We start from the raw sequence: 21,953 nt of genomic DNA on the forward strand, positions 1-21,953 counted from the left end.
GAGACACGACACAAGGGGCGGGGCACAACACCATGCAGCGTCGTACAGCAGGGCGGGCCGCGATCATCGCGCTTGCCGTCACCGGACTGGCCACGGCCGTTCCCAGCGCCTGGGCCTCGGGGGGCCAGCCGACTGCGAACAAGGGCACCAAGCAGGTCGACTACCAGGGCTTCCACGCCCAGGTACCCGCCGACTGGCCGGTCATCGACCTGGCCGCGAAGCCCGACACCTGCGTCCGGTTCGACGTGAACGCCGTCTACCTGGGCACCCCGGGTGCGAACCAGAACTGTCCGGTGCACCTCGCGCCCGGCCACGCCGACGGGCTGCTGATCCAGCCCGCCGTGAGCGGCCGCACGCAGGGCACCGTCGTCCCGGGCCGGCCGGTCGGACAGGGCGTCCTCGACGAGGCCGAGGCCGGCCGCCAGATCCAGGCCCGGCTCGGCTCCTCCGGCCTTGAGGTGACGGCGACCTACGCCACCTCCTCCGACCAGGTCCGGCGGATCCTGGAGACCGCGAGCCTCGACGCCGACGCCCACGCCGTCGCGCCGGCCGCCCCCAGGACCGCCGCCGTGACCGGCGCCCCGCGCACCGACATCGCCGGCTTCGCCTTCGACCGCTGCGCCGCGCCGTCGGACGCCACCATGTCGACCTGGGCCGCGAACTCCCTGTACCGGGGCGTCGGCGTGTACATCGGCGGCCCCGCGCAGGCCTGCGCCTCGCCGGCGAAGAGCTGGGTGGACGCCCGCAACGCCGAGGGCTGGGGCTTCATGCCGCTGTACGTCGGCCGTCAGGCCTCGATCGGCAACCTGCTGGTCGACGCCGACCCGGTGGTCGCCCGCCAGCAGGGCACCGCCGCCGCCGACGACGCGATCGCCAAGGCCAACGGCCTCGGCTTCCAGCCCGGCGCCGTGCTCTACAACGACATGGAGGGCTACGACTCCAACGTCTACCGCGACCGGGTCGTCGCCTACCTGGCCGGCTGGACGGCGCAGCTGCACAGCAAGGGCTACCGCGCGGGCGTCTACACCGGCGCGGCCAGCGGTGTGAAGGACCTCTCCGCCCGGTACAACGACAGCTCCTACCCGCAGGCCGACGTGCTGTGGGCCGCCGCCTGGAACTCCCACCACGACGTCACCGACGCCGGCATGGGCCTGCCCGCCGGCGCCGGCCAGTGGACCGGCGGCCGCCGCGGCCACCAGTACTCCGGCAACGTCACCGAGTCCTACGGCGGCGTCAGCATGGCCATCGACGCCAACTACCTGGACGTCACCTCGAAGGCCTCCGGCAACACCCTGAAGCCCGGCCAGCGGCTCGCCTCGGGTCAGAGCCTGACCAGCGACTCGATGACGCTGACCATGCAGGCCGACGGCAACCTGGTCGCCTACCTGAAGGCCGGCACCGGCAGCCGTCCGCTGTGGAGCACCAACACCTACGGCAACGCCGGCGCCTACGCGGTCATGCAGGACGACGGCAACCTGGTGATCTACCGCGCCGACGGCGGCCCGGGCAACGGCGGCGCGCTGTGGGCCACCACCACCGCGAGCGCCGGCGCGTACGCGACGCTGCAGGACGACGGCAACTTCGTGGTCTACCGCCAGGGCGGCGGCCAGGGCACCGGCGCGCTGTGGGCCAGCTACACCGGGGCGCTGTCGACCACGATCTTCTCCGGGCAGCAGCTGTCCAAGAACCAGTGGACCCAGTCGGCGACCGTCCGCATGGTCATGCAGGACGACGGCAACCTGGTGCTCTACCGCCGCAGCGACAACAGCGTGCTGTGGACCAGCTACACCTACAACAACCCGGGCGCGTACCTCTTCATGCAGCCCGACGGCAACCTGGTGATCTACAAGGCCGGCACCACCACCGGCGCCCTCTGGCAGAGCAGCTCCTACAACAACCCGGGCGCGTACGGGCTGCTGCAGGACGACGGCAACTTCGTGGTCTACCGCCAGGGCGGCGGCCCGGCCACCGGCGGCCCGCTCTGGGCCACCAGCACCTACGGCCAGTGACGCGAAGGCCGGCTCCGGACAACGGCCGAGGGCCGCACCCCCGCTCAGCGGCGGGGGTGCGGCCCTCGGGCCGTTCGGGCGCCGGCCTAGAAGTCGTCGTCGAAGGAGACCGAGCCCTCGACGGCGACCTGGTACGCGGAGACCCGGCGCTCGAAGAAGTTGGTCAGCTCCTGGACGTTCTGCAGCTCCATGAACCCGAACGGGTTGGTCGAGCCGTAGCGGATCGGCAGGCCGAGCCGGGCCAGGCGCTGGTCGGCGACGGCCTCCAGGTACTGGCGCATCGACTCGGTGTTCATGCCGGGCAGGCCGTCACCGCACAGGTCCTGGGCGAACTGGAGCTCGGCCTCGACGGCCTCCTCCAGCATCTCGGTGACCTGCTGGGCCATCTTGTCGTCGAAGAGGTCGGGCTCCTCCTCGCGGACGGTGTCGACCACCGAGAACGCGAAGTCCATGTGCATGGACTCGTCGCGGAACACCCAGTTGGTGCCGGTCGCCAGGCCGTGCAGCAGGCCGCGGCTGCGGAACCAGTACACGTAGGCGAACGCGCCGTAGAAGAACAGGCCCTCGACGCAGGCCGCGAAGCAGATCAGGTTCAGCAGGAAGGCCCGCCGGTCCTCCTTGCTCCGCAGCGAGTCGATGTGGTCGACCGCGTTCATGTACTTGAAGCAGAACTGGGCCTTCTGCGCGATGGAGGGGATGTTCTCCACCGCCGCGAACGCCGCCGCCCGGTCGTCCGGGTCGGGCAGGTAGGTGTCCAGCAGCGTCAGGTAGAACTGGACGTGCACGGCCTCCTCGAACAGCTGCCGCGACAGGTAGAGCCGCGCCTCCGGCGAGTTGATGTGCTTGTAGAGGCTCAGCACCACGTTGTTCGAGACGATCGAGTCACCGGTGGCGAAGAACGCGACCAGCCGGCCGATCATGTGCCGCTCGCCCTCGGAGAGCTTGGCGAGGTCGGCGACGTCGGAGTGCAGGTCCACCTCCTCGACGGTCCAGGTGTTCTTGATCGCGTCCCGGTACCGGTCGTAGAACGACGGGTAGCGCATCGGACGCAGGGTCAGCTCGAAGCCCGGGTCGAGCAGCATCTTCTTCTGGTCTTCGGAGCTCATTACTGGCACGCCTCGCAGGACTCGGGGTTCTCCAGGGAGCAGGCGATGGCGTCCTGCTCGGCCTGGCTGAGGGTCGGGGTCTGCACCGGCACGGGCGCGGCGGTGCGGGCGGCGCCCGACGCGGCCTGGGCGATCCGGGTCGCGGGACGGGAGCGCAGGTAGTAGGTGGTCTTGAGGCCGACCTTCCACGCGTAGGCGTACATCGAGGACAGCTTGCCGATGGTCGGCGCCGCCATGAACAGGTTCAGCGACTGGCTCTGGTCGATGTACGGCTGCCGGGCGGCGGCCAGGTCGATCAGCGCGCGCTGCGGGAGCTCCCACGCGGTGCGGTACAGCGAACGGACCTCCTCCGGCAGCCACTTGAAGTCCTGCACGGAGCCGTTGGCCTCGCGCAGCGAGTCCCGGGTCTGCTGGTCCCAGACGCCGAGCTCCTTCAGCTCGCGCACCAGGTACGGGTTGACCTGGAGGAACTCGCCGGACAGCGTCTCGCGCTTGAACAGGTTGGACACCTGCGGCTCGATGCACTCGTAGACGCCGGCGATGGACGCGATGGTCGCGGTCGGGGCGATCGCCAGCAGCAGCGAGTTGCGCAGGCCGGTCTCGGCGATCCGGGCGCGCAGCGCGTCCCAGCGGCCGGTCCACTGCGGGGCGGCGGAGCCGAAGTGGTCGATGTGCAGCTGGCCGCGGGCGGCGCGGGTCTCGCCGTACGCCTCGTGGCGGCCGAACTGCTCGGCGAGGTCCGCGGAGCGCTCGTACGCGGTGAGCATGATGCGCTCGGCGATCAGCGTGGACAGCTGCTTCGCCTCGGCGGAGTCGAAGTCCAGCCGCAGCTTGAAGAAGACGTCCTGCAGGCCCATCACGCCGAGGCCGACCGGCCGCCAGCGGGAGTTGGACGCCCCGGCCTCGGTGGTCGGGTAGAAGTTGATGTCGATCACGCGGTCGAGGAAGGTGACCGCGGTGCGCACGGTGGCGTCCAGGCGGTCCCAGTCCATCGCGCCCAGCAGGTCGTCCGCCGAGGCGCCCGGGGCGACGTGCGCGCCCAGGTTGACCGAGCCCAGGTTGCAGACCGCGGTCTCGGAGTCGTCGGTGACCTCCAGGATCTCGGTGCACAGGTTGGAGGAGTGCACCGTGCGGCCCGGCAGCGCGGTCTGGTTGGCGGCCCGGTTGGAGGCGTCCTTGAAGGTCATCCAGCCGTTGCCGGTCTGCGCCAGGGTGCGCATCATCCGGGCGTACAGGGTCTGCGCGGGGATGGTGCGGACGGCCTTGCCGGCCTGCTCGGCCTTGCGGTAGGCCTCGTCGAACTCCTCGCCCCACAGGTCGACCAGCTCGGGGACGTCCGCCGGGGAGAACAGCGACCAGTCCTGGTCGGCGTTCACGCGGCGCATGAACTCGTCCGGGATCCAGTGCGCCAGGTTCAGGTTGTGGGTGCGGCGGGCCTCTTCGCCGGTGTTGTCGCGGAGCTCCAGGAACTCCTCGATGTCGGCGTGCCAGGTCTCCAGGTACACGCAGGCCGCGCCCTTGCGCCGTCCGCCCTGGTTGACCGCCGCCACGGAGGAGTCCAGGGTGCGCAGGAACGGGACGATGCCGTTCGACTTGCCGTTGGTGCCGCGGATCAGCGAGCCGCGGGAGCGGATCCGGGAGTAGGACAGGCCGATGCCGCCGGCGTGCTTGGACAGCCGGGCGATCTGCGCGTAGCGGTTGTAGATCGAGTCCAGGTTGTCCAGCGGCGAGTCCAGCAGGTAGCAGGAGGACATCTGCGGGTGCCGGGTGCCGGAGTTGAACAGCGTGGGGGAGCTGGTCAGGTACTCCAGGCGGCTCATCAGCCGGTAGAGCTCGGCCACCTCCAGCACCGACTGCTCGGAGTCGCCGACCGCCAGGCCCGCCGCCACGCGCAGCAGGAAGTGCTGCGGGGTCTCGACCACCTTGCGGGTGATCGGGTGGCGCAGCAGGTAGCGGGACTGCACGGTGCGCAGGCCGAAGTACTCGAAGCGGTCGTCGGCGGAGTCGTCGATCAGCGAGTCGAACAGCGCGGCGTGGGCGGCGACCAGCTCGGCGGTGGCGTCGCCGATCAGGCCCTCGGCGTGGCCGACGGCGATCGAGGCGGAGAACGAGGTGACGCCCTGTGTGGCGGCCTCGTCGGCGATCTCCATCGCCAGCAGGCGGGCGGCCAGCTTCGAGTACTGCGGGTCCTCGGCGATCATCGACGCGGCGGCCTCCACGGCCAGCCCCCGCAGCTCGGCGAAGTCCGAGCCGGCGTGGCGGCCGCGCAGCGCGGCGGCGGCGACGTGGCCGGGGTCCACCTGGGGGAGGTCGGTGCTGCGGTCGGTGAGCAGCCGAAGCAGCGCCGCACCGGGGTCGGTGAAGGCGACGGGGGCACCCTGGGACGGCAGGGTGACTGAGGCGGCGACGGTCAAGGCGCACTCTCTCCTGTGGCGGCGACGGACGTGGCTCGGGGTGTCCGGTGGCACACGGGAGACAGGGGAGGACGGCACGCCGAAAACGCTCGATCGGCGCGCGAATGACCCACCCCCGGCCCGCCCGCGAGGCCGGACGGCAAAACAGTGCTGCATGGCGTCTGCGGGGATGCCGTGTCGCACACCGTCAGCAGGTCCTCGGACTGCGCGGGCGTCGCTACAGCCCGCTCACCGTTGCGGGGCAGTCCCGGATTCGCACCGGGTTCCCCTGCTTCGACAGCGAGGTCGAGCATACATGTTGTGGCGGCTGGAGCTGGCGGCACCAGATGTAGTAGCGCGTGTCGCGTCGTGGTGCCGCGCGTAGACAACGGGAACCGCGCCGGAGCCGTCGGGGAACCCCCGCGAAACCGCCGCGAAACCGCCTCAGAACCGCATCGTGTAGACCATCAGGTCCACCCCGGGGGCCGCCGTCCAGTCCCGTTCGGGGGTGCGGAGGAAGCCCAGAGCATCGTAGATCCGGTGCGCCGCGGTCATCGCCGGCCGGGTGGAGAACGCCATCCCGGCCAGGCCGAGTTCCCGGCTGCGGGCGATCGCCGCGGACACCAGCGCCCGGCCGACGCCGCGCCCGCGGGCCGCCGCGCCGACCGCCAGCATCCGGATCTCGCCCTCGTCCGGGCGCGCGATGTCCGCCCACGCGGTGCCGCCCGTCGCGAAGGTCACACAGCCGAGCACCGGCCCGCCCGCGCCGTCCACGGCGACCAGCAGCTCGGCCTCCCGGTTGCGCCGCGCGGCGTCCCGCAGGAGCTCGACGTAGTCGGAGTCGGGGCGGGTGTGGCCGTCGCCGACGAAGGCTTCGACGCTCACCTCCCCGGCTCCGGCGAGGTCGTGGTCGAGGGCGCGGCGGACGATCGGGGAGTGCATCCGGACAGTGTGCCGGACGGCCCGCGGCGCCGGTCGGCCAGGTCCCGGTGACGTTCCGCCGCAGCCTGGCAGGAACACGCGGTTGCCCCGACATCCTGCCACTGCCATGCTGGCCGGGTGCTGAGGAACGTCGCGGCGGTCGTGCTGGAGGAGGTCCACCCCTTCGAACTGGGCGTGGCCTGCGAGGTGTTCGGCCTGGACCGCGGCGACTGCGGCCTGCCGGTGTACGAGTTCGGCCTGGTCGGCGACCGGCCCGGGCCGATGCGCACCCACGCCGGCTACGACGTCCACGTCCCGTACGGCCCGGAGCGGATCGCCGAGGCCGACCTGGTGATCGCCACCGCCACCGGCATCCGCGAGCACTACCCCGAGGCCCTCTGCGAGGCGCTGCGGGCCGCGTACGCGCGCGGCGCGTACCTGCTGTCGATCTGCTCCGGCAGCTTCCTGCTCGGCGCCGCCGGCCTGCTCGACGGGCGGCGCAGCACCACCCACTGGCGGCACGCCGAGCTGATGGCCGAGCGCTTCCCGCTGACCACCGTCGAACCCGACGTGCTGTACGTGGACGACGACCCGGTGATCACCTCGGCCGGCACCGCCGCCGGCATCGACGCCTGCCTGCACCTGGTGCGCAAGGTGCAGGGCGCCGAGGTGGCCCGGGAGATCGCCCGCCGGATGGTGGTCGCCCCGCACCGCGACGGCGGGCAGGCCCAGTTCGTCAACCGCCCGCTGCCGGCCGGCGGCGACTCGCTGGCGGGCACCCTGGAGTGGATGCGCCGCCACCTGGAGCGCGAGACCAGCGTGGACGACCTCGCGCGGCACGCCCACATGTCCCCGCGCACCTTCGCCCGGCGCTTCCAGCAGGAGACCGGCACCACCCCGCACCGCTGGCTGACCGGCCAGCGGGTGCTGTTCGCGCAGCGCCTGCTGGAGTCCACCGACGAGAGCGTGGACGCCGTCGCCGCCCGCTGCGGCTTCGGCAACGCCGCCACCCTGCGGCACCACTTCGGCCGCCGGGTCGGCACCACCCCGCAGGCCTACCGGCGGGCCTTCGGCGGCCCCGGCCGGAAGGCCGGGCTCCGCGCGGGCTGACGGTCGGTCAGGACAGGTGCCCGGTCTGGTTCCAGCCGGACGGGCGCAGCCGGCCCTCGCGCGCCCGCCACACGCTGGTCGAGCAGTTGGCGACCGGCGGCAGCGCCAGCAGCTCCTCCTCGCCGAGGCGGTCCAGCACGTGACGCAGCATCAGCACCGTGCAGTCGTGCGCGACCAGCAGCACCGGGCGGCCCGCCTCCTCCTCGCCCAGGTCGCGCAGCAGGCCGCGCACCCGCAGCGCCACGTCCAGCCAGGACTCGCCGCCCGGCGGCCGGTAGTACAGCTCGCCCATCCGCCGGCGGCGCTCCGCCTCGGCGGGGTGGTCGCGTTCGATGGCGGCCTTGGTGAGCATCTCCAGCACGCCCAGCTCGCGGTCGCGCAGCCGCTCGTCGTACCGCACCGGCAGGCCCACCGGGACGGCGCCCAGGCCGGACGCCTGGGCCAGGGCGATTCTCGCGGTCTCCACCGTTCGCACGTACGGGGAGCACCACACCGAGCGGGGCCGGTCGGCGGGCGGCAGGGCGGCCCACCAGCGGCCCAGGTCGACGGCCTGGGCCTGGCCGCGCATGGACAGCGGGATGTCGGCGTCCCGGCTGGTGATCGGGACGGTCAGCGCACCGGTGGAGTCCGCGTGCCGGAACTCCACGTTGGCCGTGGACTCGCCGTGCCGGGTGGCGATCAGCACCGACGGCAGCCGCCGTCCGCCGTCGGTCTGGGTGCGGTGCCCGGTGCGTACCGTGGTGAGGTCGGTCATTGGCGGTGGCTCCCCGTTGTCGGTGCTGCGTCGGTGGTGCTCGTCTTCTCCCCGGTCTCTCCCGAAAAAGGCGGTCATAACAGATGATCGCGCCGTCACCCGGGTGTCGATCGAGGCAACGGCGCGACCCAAGGGCGCATTCGGGGGCGAGTTGCGCCCCCGCACGCGTCAGTGCGCCAGCGTGGGCTGCGGGGCCCGCTCCACGGCCTCGTCGCCGGCCTCCGCGGAGTAGTCGGCCTTCGAGGTCTCGTCGGTCCCCTCCGGGGCCTTCACGGCCCGCAGCACCAGCGTCAGCACCACCGCGACGAGCAGGTTCAGCACGAACCCGGTCAGGCCGATGTACCCGACCTCCCCGAGCACCGGGATCTGCGCCGCCGACCCGCCGAAGTGCTTGGTGGCCGCCGACGAGATCCCGTACGCCTTCCAGGTGCCGTAGACCATGCCGACCGCCCAGCCGGCCAGCAGCGCCCAGCGGTGGAACCAGCGGGTGAACAGGCCCGCCACCAGCGCCACCGCGGTCTGCAGGATCCACACGCCGCCCAGCAGCTGCATGTTGATCGCCGCCTGCTTGTCCATCACCAGCACGAACGCCAGCGCGCCGACCTTCACCAGCAGCGAGGCGATCTTCGCCACCCGGGTCTCGTCGGCCGGCGTCGCGTCCGGCTTCACGAACTCCTTGTAGACGTTGCGGGTGAACAGGTTCGCCGCCGCGATCGACATGATCGCGGCCGGCACCAGCGCGCCCACCCCGATCGCCGCGAACGCCACGCCCGTGAACCAGCTCGGGAACATGTCCGCGAACAGCTGCGGCACCGCCAGCTGGGCATTGAACTTCTTGTCGCCCCGGCTCACCCCGGCGGCGATCGCCATGAAGCCCAGCAGCGCCAGCAGGCCCAGCATCAGCGAGTACGTCGGCAGGATCGCCATGTTGCGGCGCACCGTGTTCCGGGACTTCGCCGCCAGCACGCCCGTCACCGAGTGCGGGTACATGAACAGCGCCAGCGCCGACCCGAACGCCAGCGTCGCGTACTGCCACTGCGAGGCCGTCGCGATGATCAGCGACCCGGAGGACTTCCCGGTCGCGGGGTCGGGCTGGAACTTGTGCGCCGCCGCGTCGAAGATGTGCCCGTAGCCGCCCAGCCGCATCGGGATGTAGATCACCGCGACCAGGATCACCACGTACACCAGGGTGTCCTTGACGAAGGCGATCAGCGCCGGCGCCCGCAGGCCCGAGGAGTACGTGTACGCGGCCAGCACGCCGAACGCCAGGAACAGCGGCAGGTCCTGCAGGAACCAGTTCCCGGTGCCGCCCACGCCCAGCACGTCCAGCACCGCCTGGATGCCCACCAGCTGCAGCGCCACGTACGGCATGGTCGCCAGGATGCCGGTCAGCGCCACCGCCACCGACAGCCCGCGCGAGCCGTACCGGCCGCGCACGAAGTCCGCCGGCGTCACGTAGCCGTGCACCCGCGACACCGACCACAGCCGGGGCAGGATCAGGAACACCAGCGGGTACGCGACGATCGTGTACGGCACCGCGAAGAAGCCCGCCGCGCCGGTCGCGTAGACCGCCGCCGGCACCGCGATGAAGGTGTACGCCGTGTACAGGTCGCCGCCCAGCAGGAACCAGGTGATCCAGGTCCCGAAGCTGCGGCCGCCCAGGCCCCACTCGTGCAGGTGCTGGGCGTTGTCCGCCCGGCGCCAGCGCGAGGCCAGGAAGCCCATCACGGTGACGGCGGCGAAGAACAGCAGGAAGACCGTCATCGCGGTCCAGTCCACGTGCTTCACGACTGCTCACCCCCGTCCGGCTGGGACGGCACCGGCAGCGGCTTCGCCGAGGCGGCCCTGCGGGCCGCCTCGTCACGCCGCAGCAGGAAGTACGCGGAGGTGGTGAACACCGCCGACAGCGGCACCCACAGCAGCTGGTACCAGTAGAAGAACGGCATGCCGCCGAGCGCCGGCTCGGCCTTGGCGTACGACGGCACCCACAGCACCACCACGATCGGCACCAGCAGGCACAGGCCTGCCAGCACCCGGGCGGGGGAGACCGCGGGCAGTGCGCCCGCGGATGGCGATTGAGACGACACGAGCGGCTCCCGGATGACGAGGAGTCACCTCACTGGCACCGCACCGCACATCGCTGCACGTCCGCCGAGCAGTACCTTCGGTGATCGAAAGGTCCCCGCGAGAGTAGGGCAGCGGAGTGAGCTGTGTCACTACCCTGTCAACTTCGTGTTGTCCGACGGCTATTCGGGCCGCTGCAGCCTGGTGGTGAACTTGTAGCGGTCGCCGCGGTAGATCGACCGCACCCACTCCACCGGCGCGCCGTCCGCGTCGAAGGAGTGCCGGGACAGCTGCAGCATCGGCAGCCCCAGGTCGGAGCCGAGCAGGCCGGCCTCGCGCGGGTTGGCGAGGGTGGTCTCGATGGTCTCCTCGGCCTCCGCGACCGTCACGCCGTAGACCTCGCGGAGCGCGGTGTACAGCGAGTTGTGCTTGGCGAGGTTGCGCCGGAGCGCGGGGAAGCGCTTGGCCGACAGGTGCGCCACCTCGATGGCCATCGGGTCGCCGTTGGCGAGCCGCAGGCGCTCGATGCGCAGCACGCGCCCGCCGGGCTTGATGTCCAGCAGCGGGGCGAGCCGCTCGTCCGCTGAGATGTAGGCGACCTCGACCAGCCGGGAGGTGGGCTCCAGGCCCTGGGCGCGCATGTCCTCGGTGTACGAGGTCAGTTGCAGGGCCTGGGCGACCTTCGGCTTGGCGACGAAGGTGCCCTTGCCCTGGATGCGCTCCAGCCGGCCCTCGACCACCAGCTCCTGCAGGGCCTGCCGGACGGTGGTGCGGGAGGTGTCGAACTGGGCGGCCAGCGCCCGCTCCGGCGGGACCGGGGTGCCGGCCGGCTGGGTCTCGGTCAGCTGCAGCAGGTGCCGCTTCAACCCGTAGTACTTGGGCACCCGGGCCGTGGTGGTGGCAGGGCCGGTCTGGGTCGGCACCGTGGAGCCCTCGGCGAGCGCCGCCGAATCCCTGTCGCCACTCATGGCAGCTCTCACTCCTCGTTGGAGACGGGGCCTTAAGGGACCCCTAAGTCCTATGTAACAGCACATGGTTGCACGCGCGGGGAAGCAAGCGGGAGCGCCTGCGGGCAAACCGGCATGCGACGGGCCCGGAACGGTGCGCCTGGCGCCCGCCCGGGCCCGTACCCGAGTGTCTCAGCCGGCGGCGGCCGCGGTCACCGCGAGTCCGGCCAGCGCCTCCGCCGCGGCGATCGCGCAGACCCGCGAACCGCCGTACGTGGCAAGGGTGGTGACGCCGTGCGGGGCGAACAGGTCGGCCAGGCCGTGGGCGGTGCCGATCTCCACCACCACGGCGTCCGGACGGTGCTCCACCAGGGCGAGCGCGGCCCGGCGCATCCAGGAGTGGCGGTGCACGTCGCGCACCACCAGCACCAGCGGACGGCCCACCGCCGCGCCCAGCAGCGGGGCGGTGTCGATCTCGGCGTCCTCGGCGGCGACCGCCACGTGCAGCAGGCCGGAGCCCTCGGTCACGGTGGCGGGCGGGGAGACCCGGCTGGAGGTGGTGCCGGGGACCAGCTCGGCCAGCGGGCCGGCCACGCCCCACGGGGTGTCCTCGCCGGCCGCGATGTTCGCGCCGGGGGAGAACTCCACCACGTGCGGGACGCCGCCCAGCGGGCGCAGCTCGCCGGTGATCCGCAGCGCCCGGCGGGCGGCGGCCAGGCCGACCCCGACCTCGCCCTGCTCGCCCACCAGCGAGGCGCGCAGGTCGGCGGACCAGCGGGCCACCGCCCGGTTGCGCTCGGCGGCCTCGTGCAGCCGCTCGGCGGACAGCCGGCCCTCGCGGACCGCCCAGACCAGCGCGTCGCGCAGGTACACGAAGGCGTCCTCGTCCTGCAGGCCGCCGCCGACGCAGATGGTGTCGGCGCCGGCCGCGACGGCCCGCACCGAGCCGGCCGCGACGCCGTGGGTGCCGGAGATGGCGCCCATCTCGATGCCGTCGGTGACGATCAGCCCGTCGAAGCCGAGCTCCTCGCGGAGCAGGCCGGTGAGGATCCGCTGCGACATGGTGGCGGGCAGCGCGGCGTCGTAGGCGTCGAACAGGATGTGCGCCGTCATGATGCTCTTCGCGCCGGCCGCGATGGCGGCCTTGAAGGGCAGCAGGTGCTGGCCGAACTGCTCGGCGGCCAGGTCGATCCGGGGCAGCCCGAGGTGCGAGTCGCCGGCGGTGTCGCCGTGGCCGGGGAAGTGCTTGGCGCAGGCCGCGACGCCGGCCGACTGCAGGCCGCGGATGTACGCGGCGGTGTGCCGGGCCGCCAGGTCGCCGTCGCCGCCGAAGGAGCGGACGCCGATCACCGGGTTGTCGGGGTTGGAGTTGACGTCCGCGTCGGGCGCGTAGTTGAGGTTCACGCCGACGGCGGCCAGGTCGAACCCGATGGAGCGGGCGACCCGCTCGGTGAGGTCGGTGTCGTCGACCTCGCCGAGCGCCAGGTTCCCCGGGTAGGAGGAGCCGCTGGTCACTTCGAGGCGGGTGACGTCGCCGCCCTCCTCGTCGATGGCGATCAGCAGGTCGCCGTTGAGCGCGTACATCTCCGCGGTCAGCGCGGCGACCTGCTGCGGGGTGCGGATGTTGCGGCCGAACAGGGCGACGCCGCCGAGTTCGCCGTCGCCCAGTCTGCGGCGCAGCCACTCGGGCGCGGTCAGACCGGCGAAGCCGGGCTGCAGGACCGCTCCGGCGTCGCGCAGGAGTTCGGCGCTTTCCGTACCGGGCATCGCCATGTTTCCTTCCCTGGGGGTGGAGGTGCTTCAGGTGCGATTGGGGTGTGGAAGGGGACTCAGCCCTTGACCGCACCGGCGGTGAGACCCGCCGACACCTTCTTCTGGAAGAACACGAACAGGATGATCACGGGCAGCGAGACCAGCAGACCGCCGGCCATCTGCGAGCCGTAGTCCGCGGCCCGGGTCGGCGTGGAGGAGTAGAACGTCAGCCAGATCATCGAGGTCTTGGAGCCGCCGCTGCTGTTCAGCAGGGTGCTGGCGACGACGAACTCGTTCCACGCCTGGATCCAGCTGTAGACCGCGGTGGTGACCAGGCCGGGCAGGGTGAGCGGCAGGATGACGCGGAAGAACGCGCCCCACTGGGTGCAGCCGTCGACCATGGCGGCCTCGTCCAGCTCCGCCGGGATGTTGACGATGAACGAGCGCAGCGTCCAGATCACGTACGGGACGGTGAAGACCAGGTAGGCGAAGACGACGCCGATCAGGCTTCCGGTCATGTGGGCGCCGTTCATCACCACGAACAGCGGGATGAGGATCGCCATCAGCGGCACCATCTGGACCACCAGCATGGTGACGATGAAGAAGCTGCGGCCGCGGAAGTTGAACCGGGCCACCGCGACGGCGGCGAGGAAGCCGACCGCGACACCGAGGACCACCGCGCCGAGCGTGAGGATCAGGGTGTTCTGCAGGGCCGGCAGGAATTCCTTGTCGTCGAAGATCGTCTTGTAGCTGTCCAGCGAGAACGCGGACGGCCAGAACGTCGGGTCCTGGGAGATCAGGTCCTTGTTCGTCTTGAACGTGGTGATGATCATCCAGTAGATCGGGAACGCCATCACGACCGCGAACAGCAGGGCGAGGGTGTTCCAGACCCAGGTCATGACGCCGCTGCGGCCAACCTCGGTCTCCTTGACCTTCTTCTTCTTGACCGGAGCCGGCGGCTGCTGGGTCTTCGGAGCGGGGGACGTGACGTTGCTCATCGCTCGTTGGCTCCGATCTTGAGCATCTGGCGGATGTAGAACACGAGTACCGCCAGCATCATGAGGATCATGACGATCGAGATCACCGAGGCTTCGCTGTACCGGGAGGCGGAGACGCCCTGCTGGTACAGGTAGACGCCGATGGTCCGGTAGCCCTTCTCGGGGGCGGCGTTGCGCAGCGAGAAGATCTGGGCGAAGACCTGGAAGTCCCAGATGAAGCTCAGCGCGGTGCTGATCATCAGGAAGGGCCGGATGACCGGGATGGTCACGTGGCGGAAGGCCTGGAAGCTGTTGGCGCCGTCCAGCTTGGCGGCCTCCATCAGCTCCTTGGGCACCTGGGTGAGCGCGGCGTACAGGCCGAGGACCAGGAAGGGCAGGGCGCCCCAGATGACGACGGCGGCGGCGACCACGTACAGGCCGACGGTCGGGTCGCCGAACCAGTCGTAGTGCTTCCAGCTCTCGTCGCCGGTGATCAGGTAGGCGATGTAGTCGACCACGCCGCCGTTGGACGCGAACAGCCAGCGGAAGACCTGGCCGTTGACCAGCGCCGGGATCGCCCAGACGAACATCATCACGGTGATGACGGTGACCCGGACCCAGTTGGAGACCCGGCCCAGCAGCAGCGCGATCAGCATGCTCAGCACCATGGAGACGACGACCAGCTCCGTGGTGAAGTAGATCGAGCGCAGGACCACGTCCCAGAAGTCGCTGTCGCCCAGCACGTTGGTGAACCCGTCGAGGCCGATGTACTCGGCCTTCTCGGGGTGGGCCAGCAGGGCGTAGCGGTTGACGTTCTGCAGCGACAGGTCGATCAGGCGGTACACCGGGTACGCCAGAACGCCCACGAGCACGACGACCGCGGGCAGCAGGAGGGTGTAGGGGATGTACTGGCCGCCCGCGAAGAGGCCGCGCCGCTGCGGCTTCTTCACCGGGGCAGGCCCCTGGCTCTCGGGCCGGGTCACGGCCTCGTTGGTGGTCACACTCATCAGGGTCCTTCCCGGGCCCGCGGATCTGGTCGGTCCTGGCGCACGGGTGGGCAGTCCGCGCGATTGCGGACTGCCCACCTCCTATCCGGCGCTCAGTGCGGTGGTCCGTCCGGGGAGTTCCGGACTCCCCGGGCCGACCTGCGGATCAGCTGATGTCAGCTCAGCCGTTCAGGGTCTTGAGGACGTCGCCCTCGGCCTTCTTGAGCTCGGCGGCCGGGTCGCCACCGGCGGCGATCGCGCCGAAGGCGTCCTTCAGAGCGGTCTCGTTGGCGCCGGACCACAGCGGGGAGTTCGGGATGAACCAGGTCTTGCCCTCGGCGGCGGCACCGGCGGCGACGTTGGCCGGGTCGGCCTTCTTGTAGGTGTCGACCAGGTTCTTCGCGTTCGGGATCGCGTGCTTGGCGAGCGCGGTCTGCTGCGCGGTGTTGGTGAAGATCTGCAGGAAGGTCGCGCCCAGGCCCGGGTTCTTGGCGTTGGTCGGAACGGCCAGGTCGGAGCCGCCGAGGAAGGCCGGGGTCGGCTCGCCGGCCGCCGCGCCCGGGAGGGCGATGGTGGCGAGCTTGTCCTTGAGGGCCGGGTTGCCGTTCTTCTCGTCGGTGACCGAGCCGACCTCCCAGCCGTTGCCGATGATGGCGGCGATGTTGCCCTTGGCCATCTGGGCGTCCTGGTCGGTCTCGTCGGAGGTGGTGCCACCGGTCGAGAAGTTCTTCTGGAGGTCGGCCCAGGTGGCGACGCCCTCGACGAACTTCGGGTCGCTCAGGGTGCTGGCGAACTTGGCGCCGTCCTTCTTGGCGATGACGTTCTTGACGCCGTAGGAGCCGGCGCCGAAGGAGACGGCGGTGTACCAGTTCTTGCCCGGCAGGTACAGGGCGGAGAAGTTCGGGGTGCCCGCGTTGGCGGCCTTGACCTTGGTCAGGGCCTCCTTCAGCTCGGCCAGGGTGGTCGGGGCCTGGGTGACACCGGCGGCCTCGAAGAGGTCCTTGCGGTAGATCATGACGCGGGCGCCGGCGTAGTACGGGACGGCGTAGGTCTTGGAGCCGTCGGCGGTCTGGCCGGAGGCGGCCAGCGAGTCCAGCCACTTGTCCGAGTTGTCGAACTGGCCCTTGACCGAGGTGAGGTCGACGAACGAGTCGGCGTCGATGTACTTGGCGGCCTGGGTGTTGCCGATCTCCAGGGCGTCGGGGGCGTTGCCGGAGAGCAGCGCGGTGTCCAGCTTGGTGGTGTAGTTCGACCACGACTGCCACTGGATGTCGACCTCGGCGCCGGTCTGGGCGGTGAACTCCTTCTTCGCCTCGTCGACCACGCCCGGCCACTGCTTCTGGGCGTCGTCCATCAGCCAGACGGTGATCTTCTTGCCCTTGCCGTCCTTGCTCAGGGTGGCCTTGTCACCGCCGGAGCTGGACGAAGACGAGGAGCAAGCCGAGGCGACGAGCACAGTGGCAATGGCGGCCACGGCTGCGATCTTGCGGTTCAAACCATCCTCCAGAGGGATGAGCAAGGTAGGGCACCGGGCTGCCGGGCCACTGGGCCCTGAAGCTGCGTCGTGCCGTAGGGGGAACGTCACCGAATGACACGGACACGAACTGCCGGGGCAGGCGGGCCGATCCGTGAGGTGGAGTAGACCATTGGTTTAGACCAACGCCTGGAGATTGGCATGGACCAATGACGAGCGTCAAGGGATCGCGAAGCGTCTGCACAAGCCGTTATCAACGCTTGACTCGGCCGTGTTGGACTGGACCAAGTCGGGGGCGGATCCGGATATGGCGGGGCGAATCGACCACGGCGGAACGCATCGCTCCGGTTGCTCAACGTGGCCTGAAGGGCACCTTAAGTGAGCCTTAAGCGGCATACCCACCGAGGTATTGACGTGATCGGGGCAGAATCAGCAACGGATCGACAACAAGCGTGAGTTGTAACCATCACGCGCGTTGACCCGGCAATTGGTCTGGGCCAGTATCCGAAAAGCTGGTCTGTACCACCCGCGCAGACCTCCCCGCACCTATTTCGGAGGATTCGCGTGAAGCGTCAGGTTCTGGCCACGCTCGGCACCGCCGCGCTGCTGGCCACCGCCGTCGGCTGCTCGTCCGACGGCACATCGGCCGCTCCCGCCGGCGCGATCGACCCGAAGAACGTGACCGGCACGGTCACCGTGTGGCTGATGGACGACGCCCAGAAGAGCTGGCCGGAGCTGGTGCAGCAGGTCAACGACGAGTTCGCGGCCAAGTACCCCAACGTGCAGCTGAAGCTCAGCTACCACAGCTGGAAGGACAAGATCGCCGAGCTGGACGCCGCGATCGCCGCCAACCAGGCCCCCGACGTGGTCGAGCTCGGAAACACCGAGACCACCAAGTACATGGTCAACGGCGCGCTGGCCGGACTCGACCGGACCCTTTTCGACAACTCCGACAACTGGATCAAGGGTCTCGCCGACACCTGTACGTACAACCAGAAGCTTTACTGCGTCCCCTATTACGCGGGCGCCCGGGTCGGCGTCTACAACGCGAAGATGTTCCAGGACGCCACCGGTTCCGCGGACCTCCCGCAGACCGAGGACGAACTGACCGCCGCGCTCGACAAGGTGGCCCAGCGCAACAAGAGCGTCCCGGGCTTCTCCGCGCTCTACCTGCCCGGCCCGTACTGGTACGCCGCGATGTCCTACGTCACCGCGTTCGGCGGCTCGATCGCCAAGTTCGACTCCAGCGGCATCTGGCACGGCACCCTGCACGACCCCAAGTCGCAGGCCGGCCTCCAGCACTTCGTCAACCTGGTGCGGACGTACAACAAGGGCGACCTCAAGGTGAACGAGGCCAAGCAGGCCGGCGTGCTCGGCCACGAGAAGGCCGCGCTGATCTACGCCAACGGCTGGGAGCTGAGCGACGCCGTCGCCCCGATCACCGGCACCCCGGCGCTCAAGGACTCGCTGAAGATCGTCACCATGCCCGGCCCGAACGGCAAGCCGCTGCCCTCCTTCATCGGCGGCTCCGACCTGGCCGTCACCGCCAAGTCGCAGAACGCCGCGGCGGCCACCGACTGGATCAAGATGTTCACCAGCACCAAGTCCGAGCAGGTGCTCGCCGACAAGGACACCCTCCCCAACAACCTCACCCAGCTGGCGCCGCTCAAGAACAAGCCCGCCACCGCCGCCGCCGCCAACGCCGTCCAGGACGCCTGGTTCACCCCGGCCGCCCCCGGCTGGGGCGCGGTCGAGAAGCAGAACGTCCTGGTGAACATGCTGGACGCGATCTTCAAGGGCAAGAGCGTCGAGGACGCCACCAAGGAGGCCGACGCGCAGATCGACCAGCTGATCAACAACCCGTCCTGATCCGATTCCGACGGACCGGGTGCCGACGCGCGGTGCCCGGTCCACGTAGGATCGGCACAGCACAGTTCCACGCAGCGAGGGTGCGGACTCGCCGCCGTTCCAGAGGTCCCCGTCGGGCGTCCCGCCCCACGGGTGAGAACCATCTCTCCACGGAGGCACACCCCGATGTCCGACCCGCAGACTGTTTCCGTACCCGGCAGGATCATGTCGGCGGAGATGGCCGAGCAGCCGGCCGTCCTGCAGCGCATCCTCGACGAGGGTGCGCCCGCGATCCGTGAGATCGCCACGCAGATCGCCGCCCGCAACCCGCGGTTCGTCCTGCTCACCGCCCGCGGCACCTCCGACAACGCCGCGCTGTACGCCAAGTACCTGATCGAGGTCCTGCTCGGCAAGCCCGCCGGCCTCACCTCGATGTCCACCACCACCGCGTACGGCGCCAAGCCGGACCTCACCGACTGCCTGGTCATCACCGTCAGCCAGTCCGGCGGCTCGCCCGACCTGGTCGCCTCCACCAAGGCCGCCCGCGAGGCCGGCGCGATCACGCTGGCCGTCACCAACAACGCCGGCTCGCCGCTCGCCGAGGTCTCCGAGTTCCACATCGACGTGCTGGCCGGGCCGGAGAAGGCGCTGCCCGCCACCAAGACCTACACCGCCGAGCTGCTCGCGCTGTACCTCTTCGTCGAGGGCCTGCGCGGCAACGACGGCTCCGCGGCGAAGGTGCTGCCGGAGCTGGCGGCCGGGATCCTGGCCCGCCAGGCCGAGGTCAAGGCGCTCGCCGAGCGGTACCGCTTCGCCCAGCGCCTGGTCATCACCTCGCGCGGCTACGGCTACCCGACCGCCCGCGAGGCGGCGCTCAAGCTCATGGAGACCACCTACATCCCGGCCTCCCCGTTCTCCGGCGCCGACCTGCTGCACGGCCCGCTGGCCATGGTCGACAACGTCTCCCCGGTCATCGCGATCGTCCCCGACGGCCGCGGCGGCGAGGCCCTCCAGCCCGTCCTCGACCGCCTCCGCGGCCGCGGCGCGGACCTCGTGGTGGTCGGCCAGCAGGACCAGGTCGACGCCGCGAGCGCCGGCTTCGCCCTGCCCGCCGGGGTGCCCGAGGAGGTCCAGCCGATCCTGGAGATCCTGCCGCTCCAGCTCCTCGCCTACGAGGTCACCATCGCCCGCGGCCAGGACCCGGACGCGCCGCGCGCGCTGGCGAAGGTCACCGAGACCCACTGAGACCTGCTGCGCGAAGGCCGCCTCCACCCTGCGGGGTGGGGGCGGCCGTGCGTTTGCGGAAGGGTGCGAAACCAGGGGCGCGGGAGGGTGCGAAACCAGGGGCGCGGGGAACTGCGCGAAGGGGAACGTGTCCGAGGGCAAGATCGCGACGAGGGCAATGACTTGCACGTGATCGCGACCTTGCGGACGTGACTTGCGCTTGTCGCGCAGTTCTCCCCCAGCCCTGGCGGGCCGGGAGGTGCCCCCACGCGCCCCTGTTTTCGCGTCCGCACAATCCTTCGGAAAACACTACGGGCCACGGCGCCGACACAGGACCCTCAACCTGTGCGGCACCGCAGCCCGGAGCTGTATGTCGGAGGCGGGGACCGGCCGAGAGTTGTGCGGGACTCTCGAACGACGCCTCCGACCTCGGAGGGGCCTCGCGCGGTCAGGGCAGTTGCGCGGGGGGCCTCTCCTTGGTGCACTTTTATTGTGGACTAGACCAATCCGCGTTGTCCAGAGGCCCGGCGCGATTGGTCTGGACAACGTGGCCCGGAGCGGTCGGGGATACGCTCACGGTGTGCCCTCGCTGAACGAACTCGTCCGCCGCCACACCACCCTCACCGGTGCCGACGTGGAGTGGCTGCATCTGCTGGTCTCGGAGTGGCAGCTGCTCTCCGACCTGTCCTTCGCCGACCTGGTGCTGTGGATCCCCACCTGGGACGGCATCCGCTACGTCTCGGTGGCCCAGATGCGGCCCAACACCGGCCCCACCTCGTACCAGGACGACATGGTCGGCCACCTGGTGCCCCGCGGCCGCCGGCCGCTGCTGGACGCGGCGTACGACGAGGGCCGGATCGTCCGGGAGGGCGATCCGGAGTGGCGGGAGGAGGTGCCGGTGCGGGTGGAGTCCATCCCGGTGCGACGGGAGGGCAAGGTGCTGGGCGTGATCGCCCGGAACACCAACCTGCTGACGGTGCGCACCCCGAGCCGGCTGGAGCTCACCTACCTGCAGAGCGCGTCCGACCTGGCGCAGATGATCGCCGCCGGCACCTTCCCGTTCCCGGGCGCCGAACAGACCGACATGGACGCCGCGCCCCGGGTCGGCGACGGCCTGATCCGGCTGGACGCCGAGGGCGTGGTGACGTACGCCAGCCCGAACGCGCTGTCGGCGTACCACCGGCTCGGCCTGACCACCGACCTGGTGGGCAGTCATCTCGGCCAGGCCACCGCCGAGTTGGTGCCGCCGAGCCGCGGCAAGGTGCACGAGGCGATGGTGAAGATGGCCAGCGGCTGGGCGCCCCGGCAGACCGAGGTGGAGGCGCAGGGCGGCGTGGTGACCCTGCGGACCATCCCGCTGAAGCCCAAGGGGACGCCCACCGGCTCCCTGGTGCTCTGCCGCGACGTCACCGAACTCCGGCGTCGGGACCGCGAGTTGATGACCAAGGACGCCACCATCCGGGAGATCCACCACCGGGTGAAGAACAACCTGCAGACGGTCGCGGCGTTGCTGCGGCTGCAGTCCCGCCGGATGGACTCCGACGCCGGCCGGGCCGCGCTGGACGAGGCGGTGCGCCGGGTCGGTTCGATCGCCATCGTGCACGAGACGCTGTCGCAGGCGCTGGACGAGCAGGTGGCGTTCGACGAGATCGCCGACCGGGTGCTGGCGATGGTGATGGAGCTGTCCCAGGACGGCCGGGTGTCGGCCCGCCGCAGCGGCTCGTTCGGCATCCTGTCGGCCGAGGTGGCCACGCCGTTGGCGATGATCCTCACCGAGCTGACCCAGAACGCGCTGGAGCACGCGTTCGGCCCGTCCGCCTCCGGCAACCTGGAGGTGAGCGCGCTGCGCGGGCGCGCCCCGGTGAGCGGCAAGGGCTGGTCGGACAGCTGGAACAGCGGGACGCGGCCGGAGGAGTACCTGCTGATCACCGTGCAGGACGACGGCCGCGGCATGCCGGAGGGCTTCGACCCGCAGCAGGCCGGCAATCTCGGTCTGCAGATCGTCCGCACCCTGGCCACCGGCGAACTCGGCGGCACCTTCGACATGGTGGCCGCGCCGGGCGGCGGCACCAAGGTGGTGCTGGAGATCCCGGTCCGCTGAGCGCGGGCCGGCCGGAGAGCGAAACGAGGCCCTGCCGACCGGGGGGGGTGGGTCGGCAGGGCCTCTCAACCCGGTCCGGCCGTCGGGGGGAGTCGGCCGGAACGGGGGCTCTGGTGTGGCGCGACGCCCGCCCGGTGTGTTGCACACGGTGAGCGCCTCAGGTCCACAATATTGCTCTAAGTGAACAGTATCAAGTGCCTGGGCGGCTCGCGTCGTCGGCCCCGCGATGGGAGCGGGGCCCGTTCGGGAAGGCTCGGCCGGCCGAATGCGGCCGAACCCTTGATCGT

The 21,953-nt window shown here is 70.7% G+C and carries 16 protein-coding genes and 1 riboswitch; of the genes, 5 read left to right on the top strand and 11 right to left on the bottom strand.

The annotated features are described in order from the left end of the window. Window positions 1-32 precede the first annotated feature (32 nt). Entirely contained in the window at window positions 33-2,009 is a 1,977-nt protein-coding gene (locus tag ACWEMJ_RS18785; protein WP_452138173.1) for a glycoside hydrolase domain-containing protein, read from the top strand. 86 nt (window positions 2,010-2,095) lie between these two features. On the opposite strand, the gene ACWEMJ_RS18790 is transcribed toward ACWEMJ_RS18785, so the two are convergent. The 3 genes from ACWEMJ_RS18790 to ACWEMJ_RS18800 form a co-directional block, all read right to left on the bottom strand. Continuing rightward, on the bottom strand, window positions 2,096-3,115 hold the full coding sequence (locus ACWEMJ_RS18790; protein ID WP_452138174.1) for a ribonucleotide-diphosphate reductase subunit beta: 1,020 nt from the start codon (window positions 3,113-3,115) through the stop codon (window positions 2,096-2,098). After that, on the bottom strand, window positions 3,115-5,529 hold the full coding sequence (locus ACWEMJ_RS18795; RefSeq protein WP_452138175.1) for a ribonucleoside-diphosphate reductase subunit alpha: 2,415 nt from the start codon (window positions 5,527-5,529) through the stop codon (window positions 3,115-3,117). The genes ACWEMJ_RS18790 and ACWEMJ_RS18795 overlap by 1 nt, the downstream gene beginning before the upstream one ends. A 172-nt stretch (window positions 5,530-5,701) precedes the next feature. Next, window positions 5,702-5,862, bottom strand: a riboswitch (cobalamin riboswitch). A 90-nt stretch (window positions 5,863-5,952) separates the two neighbouring features. After that, window positions 5,953-6,450, bottom strand: coding sequence for a GNAT family N-acetyltransferase (locus tag ACWEMJ_RS18800; RefSeq protein ID WP_452138176.1), 498 nt, complete (start codon window positions 6,448-6,450; stop codon window positions 5,953-5,955). Between the two features lie 117 nt (window positions 6,451-6,567). Here ACWEMJ_RS18800 and ACWEMJ_RS18805 point away from each other — a divergent pair, with 117 nt between their 5' ends. Continuing rightward, the gene (locus tag ACWEMJ_RS18805) at window positions 6,568-7,539 is read left to right on the top strand and encodes a helix-turn-helix domain-containing protein (RefSeq protein WP_452138177.1); all 972 of its coding nucleotides are present in this window, start codon (window positions 6,568-6,570) and stop codon (window positions 7,537-7,539) included. Between the two features lie 7 nt (window positions 7,540-7,546). Here the strand turns inward: ACWEMJ_RS18805 and ACWEMJ_RS18810 are convergent, their stop codons facing one another. The 8 genes from ACWEMJ_RS18810 to ACWEMJ_RS18845 all read right to left on the bottom strand — a co-directional run bounded on the left by ACWEMJ_RS18810 (window position 7,547) and on the right by ACWEMJ_RS18845 (window position 16,493). After that, window positions 7,547-8,293 (bottom strand): histidine phosphatase family protein, encoded by a 747-nt coding sequence (locus ACWEMJ_RS18810; RefSeq protein WP_452138178.1) that lies wholly within the window; start codon window positions 8,291-8,293, stop codon window positions 7,547-7,549. Between the two features lie 168 nt (window positions 8,294-8,461). Next, window positions 8,462-10,057, bottom strand: coding sequence for a monocarboxylate uptake permease MctP (mctP, locus tag ACWEMJ_RS18815; RefSeq protein WP_452138200.1), 1,596 nt, complete (start codon window positions 10,055-10,057; stop codon window positions 8,462-8,464). A gap of 20 nt (window positions 10,058-10,077) precedes the next feature. Further along, window positions 10,078-10,380 (bottom strand): DUF3311 domain-containing protein, encoded by a 303-nt coding sequence (locus ACWEMJ_RS18820; protein ID WP_452138179.1) that lies wholly within the window; start codon window positions 10,378-10,380, stop codon window positions 10,078-10,080. 159 nt (window positions 10,381-10,539) lie between these two features. Then, window positions 10,540-11,325 carry a GntR family transcriptional regulator gene (locus tag ACWEMJ_RS18825; protein ID WP_452138180.1) on the bottom strand — a complete coding sequence of 262 codons (786 nt, stop codon included), beginning with the start codon at window positions 11,323-11,325 and terminating at the stop codon, window positions 10,540-10,542. 171 nt (window positions 11,326-11,496) lie between these two features. Further along, window positions 11,497-13,077, bottom strand: coding sequence for a glycoside hydrolase family 3 protein (locus ACWEMJ_RS18830; RefSeq protein ID WP_452138181.1), 1,581 nt, complete (start codon window positions 13,075-13,077; stop codon window positions 11,497-11,499). A gap of 56 nt (window positions 13,078-13,133) precedes the next feature. Continuing rightward, entirely contained in the window at window positions 13,134-14,054 is a 921-nt protein-coding gene (locus ACWEMJ_RS18835) for a carbohydrate ABC transporter permease (RefSeq protein WP_452138182.1), read from the bottom strand. After that, a complete protein-coding gene (locus ACWEMJ_RS18840) occupies window positions 14,051-15,040 on the bottom strand; it encodes a carbohydrate ABC transporter permease (protein WP_452138183.1) in 990 nt (329 codons plus the stop codon). Before ACWEMJ_RS18840 ends, ACWEMJ_RS18835 begins: the two co-directional genes overlap by 4 nt. A gap of 160 nt (window positions 15,041-15,200) precedes the next feature. Next, window positions 15,201-16,493, bottom strand: coding sequence for an extracellular solute-binding protein (locus ACWEMJ_RS18845; protein WP_452138184.1), 1,293 nt, complete (start codon window positions 16,491-16,493; stop codon window positions 15,201-15,203). Between the two features lie 564 nt (window positions 16,494-17,057). On the opposite strand from ACWEMJ_RS18845, the gene ACWEMJ_RS18850 reads away from it, so the two are divergent. From ACWEMJ_RS18850 to ACWEMJ_RS18860, 3 genes are all read left to right on the top strand, one after another. Next, on the top strand, window positions 17,058-18,362 hold the full coding sequence (locus ACWEMJ_RS18850; RefSeq protein ID WP_452138185.1) for an extracellular solute-binding protein: 1,305 nt from the start codon (window positions 17,058-17,060) through the stop codon (window positions 18,360-18,362). A gap of 165 nt (window positions 18,363-18,527) precedes the next feature. Further along, on the top strand, window positions 18,528-19,586 hold the full coding sequence (locus ACWEMJ_RS18855; protein ID WP_452138186.1) for an SIS domain-containing protein: 1,059 nt from the start codon (window positions 18,528-18,530) through the stop codon (window positions 19,584-19,586). A 559-nt stretch (window positions 19,587-20,145) separates the two neighbouring features. Then, window positions 20,146-21,666: a sensor histidine kinase gene (locus ACWEMJ_RS18860; protein WP_452138187.1), complete on the top strand. Its 1,521-nt coding sequence runs from the start codon at window positions 20,146-20,148 to the stop codon at window positions 21,664-21,666. The last annotated feature ends 287 nt before the right edge of the window (window positions 21,667-21,953 follow it).

This window comes from Kitasatospora sp. NPDC004531 (genome assembly GCF_053602195.1).

Excerpts from the sequence above, each read along its gene's own strand:
- ACWEMJ_RS18835 (WP_452138182.1), bottom strand. The coding sequence starts at position 14,054 with ATGAGCAACGTCACGTCCCCCGCTCCGAAGACCCAGCAGCCGCCGGCT.
- ACWEMJ_RS18825 (WP_452138180.1), bottom strand. The coding sequence starts at position 11,325 with ATGAGTGGCGACAGGGATTCGGCGGCGCTCGCCGAGGGCTCCACGGTG.
- ACWEMJ_RS18800 (WP_452138176.1), bottom strand. The coding sequence starts at position 6,450 with ATGCACTCCCCGATCGTCCGCCGCGCCCTCGACCACGACCTCGCCGGA.
- ACWEMJ_RS18840 (WP_452138183.1), bottom strand. The coding sequence starts at position 15,040 with ATGAGTGTGACCACCAACGAGGCCGTGACCCGGCCCGAGAGCCAGGGG.
- mctP (WP_452138200.1), bottom strand. The coding sequence starts at position 10,057 with ATGACGGTCTTCCTGCTGTTCTTCGCCGCCGTCACCGTGATGGGCTTC.
- ACWEMJ_RS18790 (WP_452138174.1), bottom strand. The coding sequence starts at position 3,115 with ATGAGCTCCGAAGACCAGAAGAAGATGCTGCTCGACCCGGGCTTCGAG.
- ACWEMJ_RS18810 (WP_452138178.1), bottom strand. The coding sequence starts at position 8,293 with ATGACCGACCTCACCACGGTACGCACCGGGCACCGCACCCAGACCGAC.
- ACWEMJ_RS18830 (WP_452138181.1), bottom strand. The coding sequence starts at position 13,077 with ATGGCGATGCCCGGTACGGAAAGCGCCGAACTCCTGCGCGACGCCGGA.
- ACWEMJ_RS18785 (WP_452138173.1), top strand. The coding sequence starts at position 33 with ATGCAGCGTCGTACAGCAGGGCGGGCCGCGATCATCGCGCTTGCCGTC.
- ACWEMJ_RS18855 (WP_452138186.1), top strand. The coding sequence starts at position 18,528 with ATGTCCGACCCGCAGACTGTTTCCGTACCCGGCAGGATCATGTCGGCG.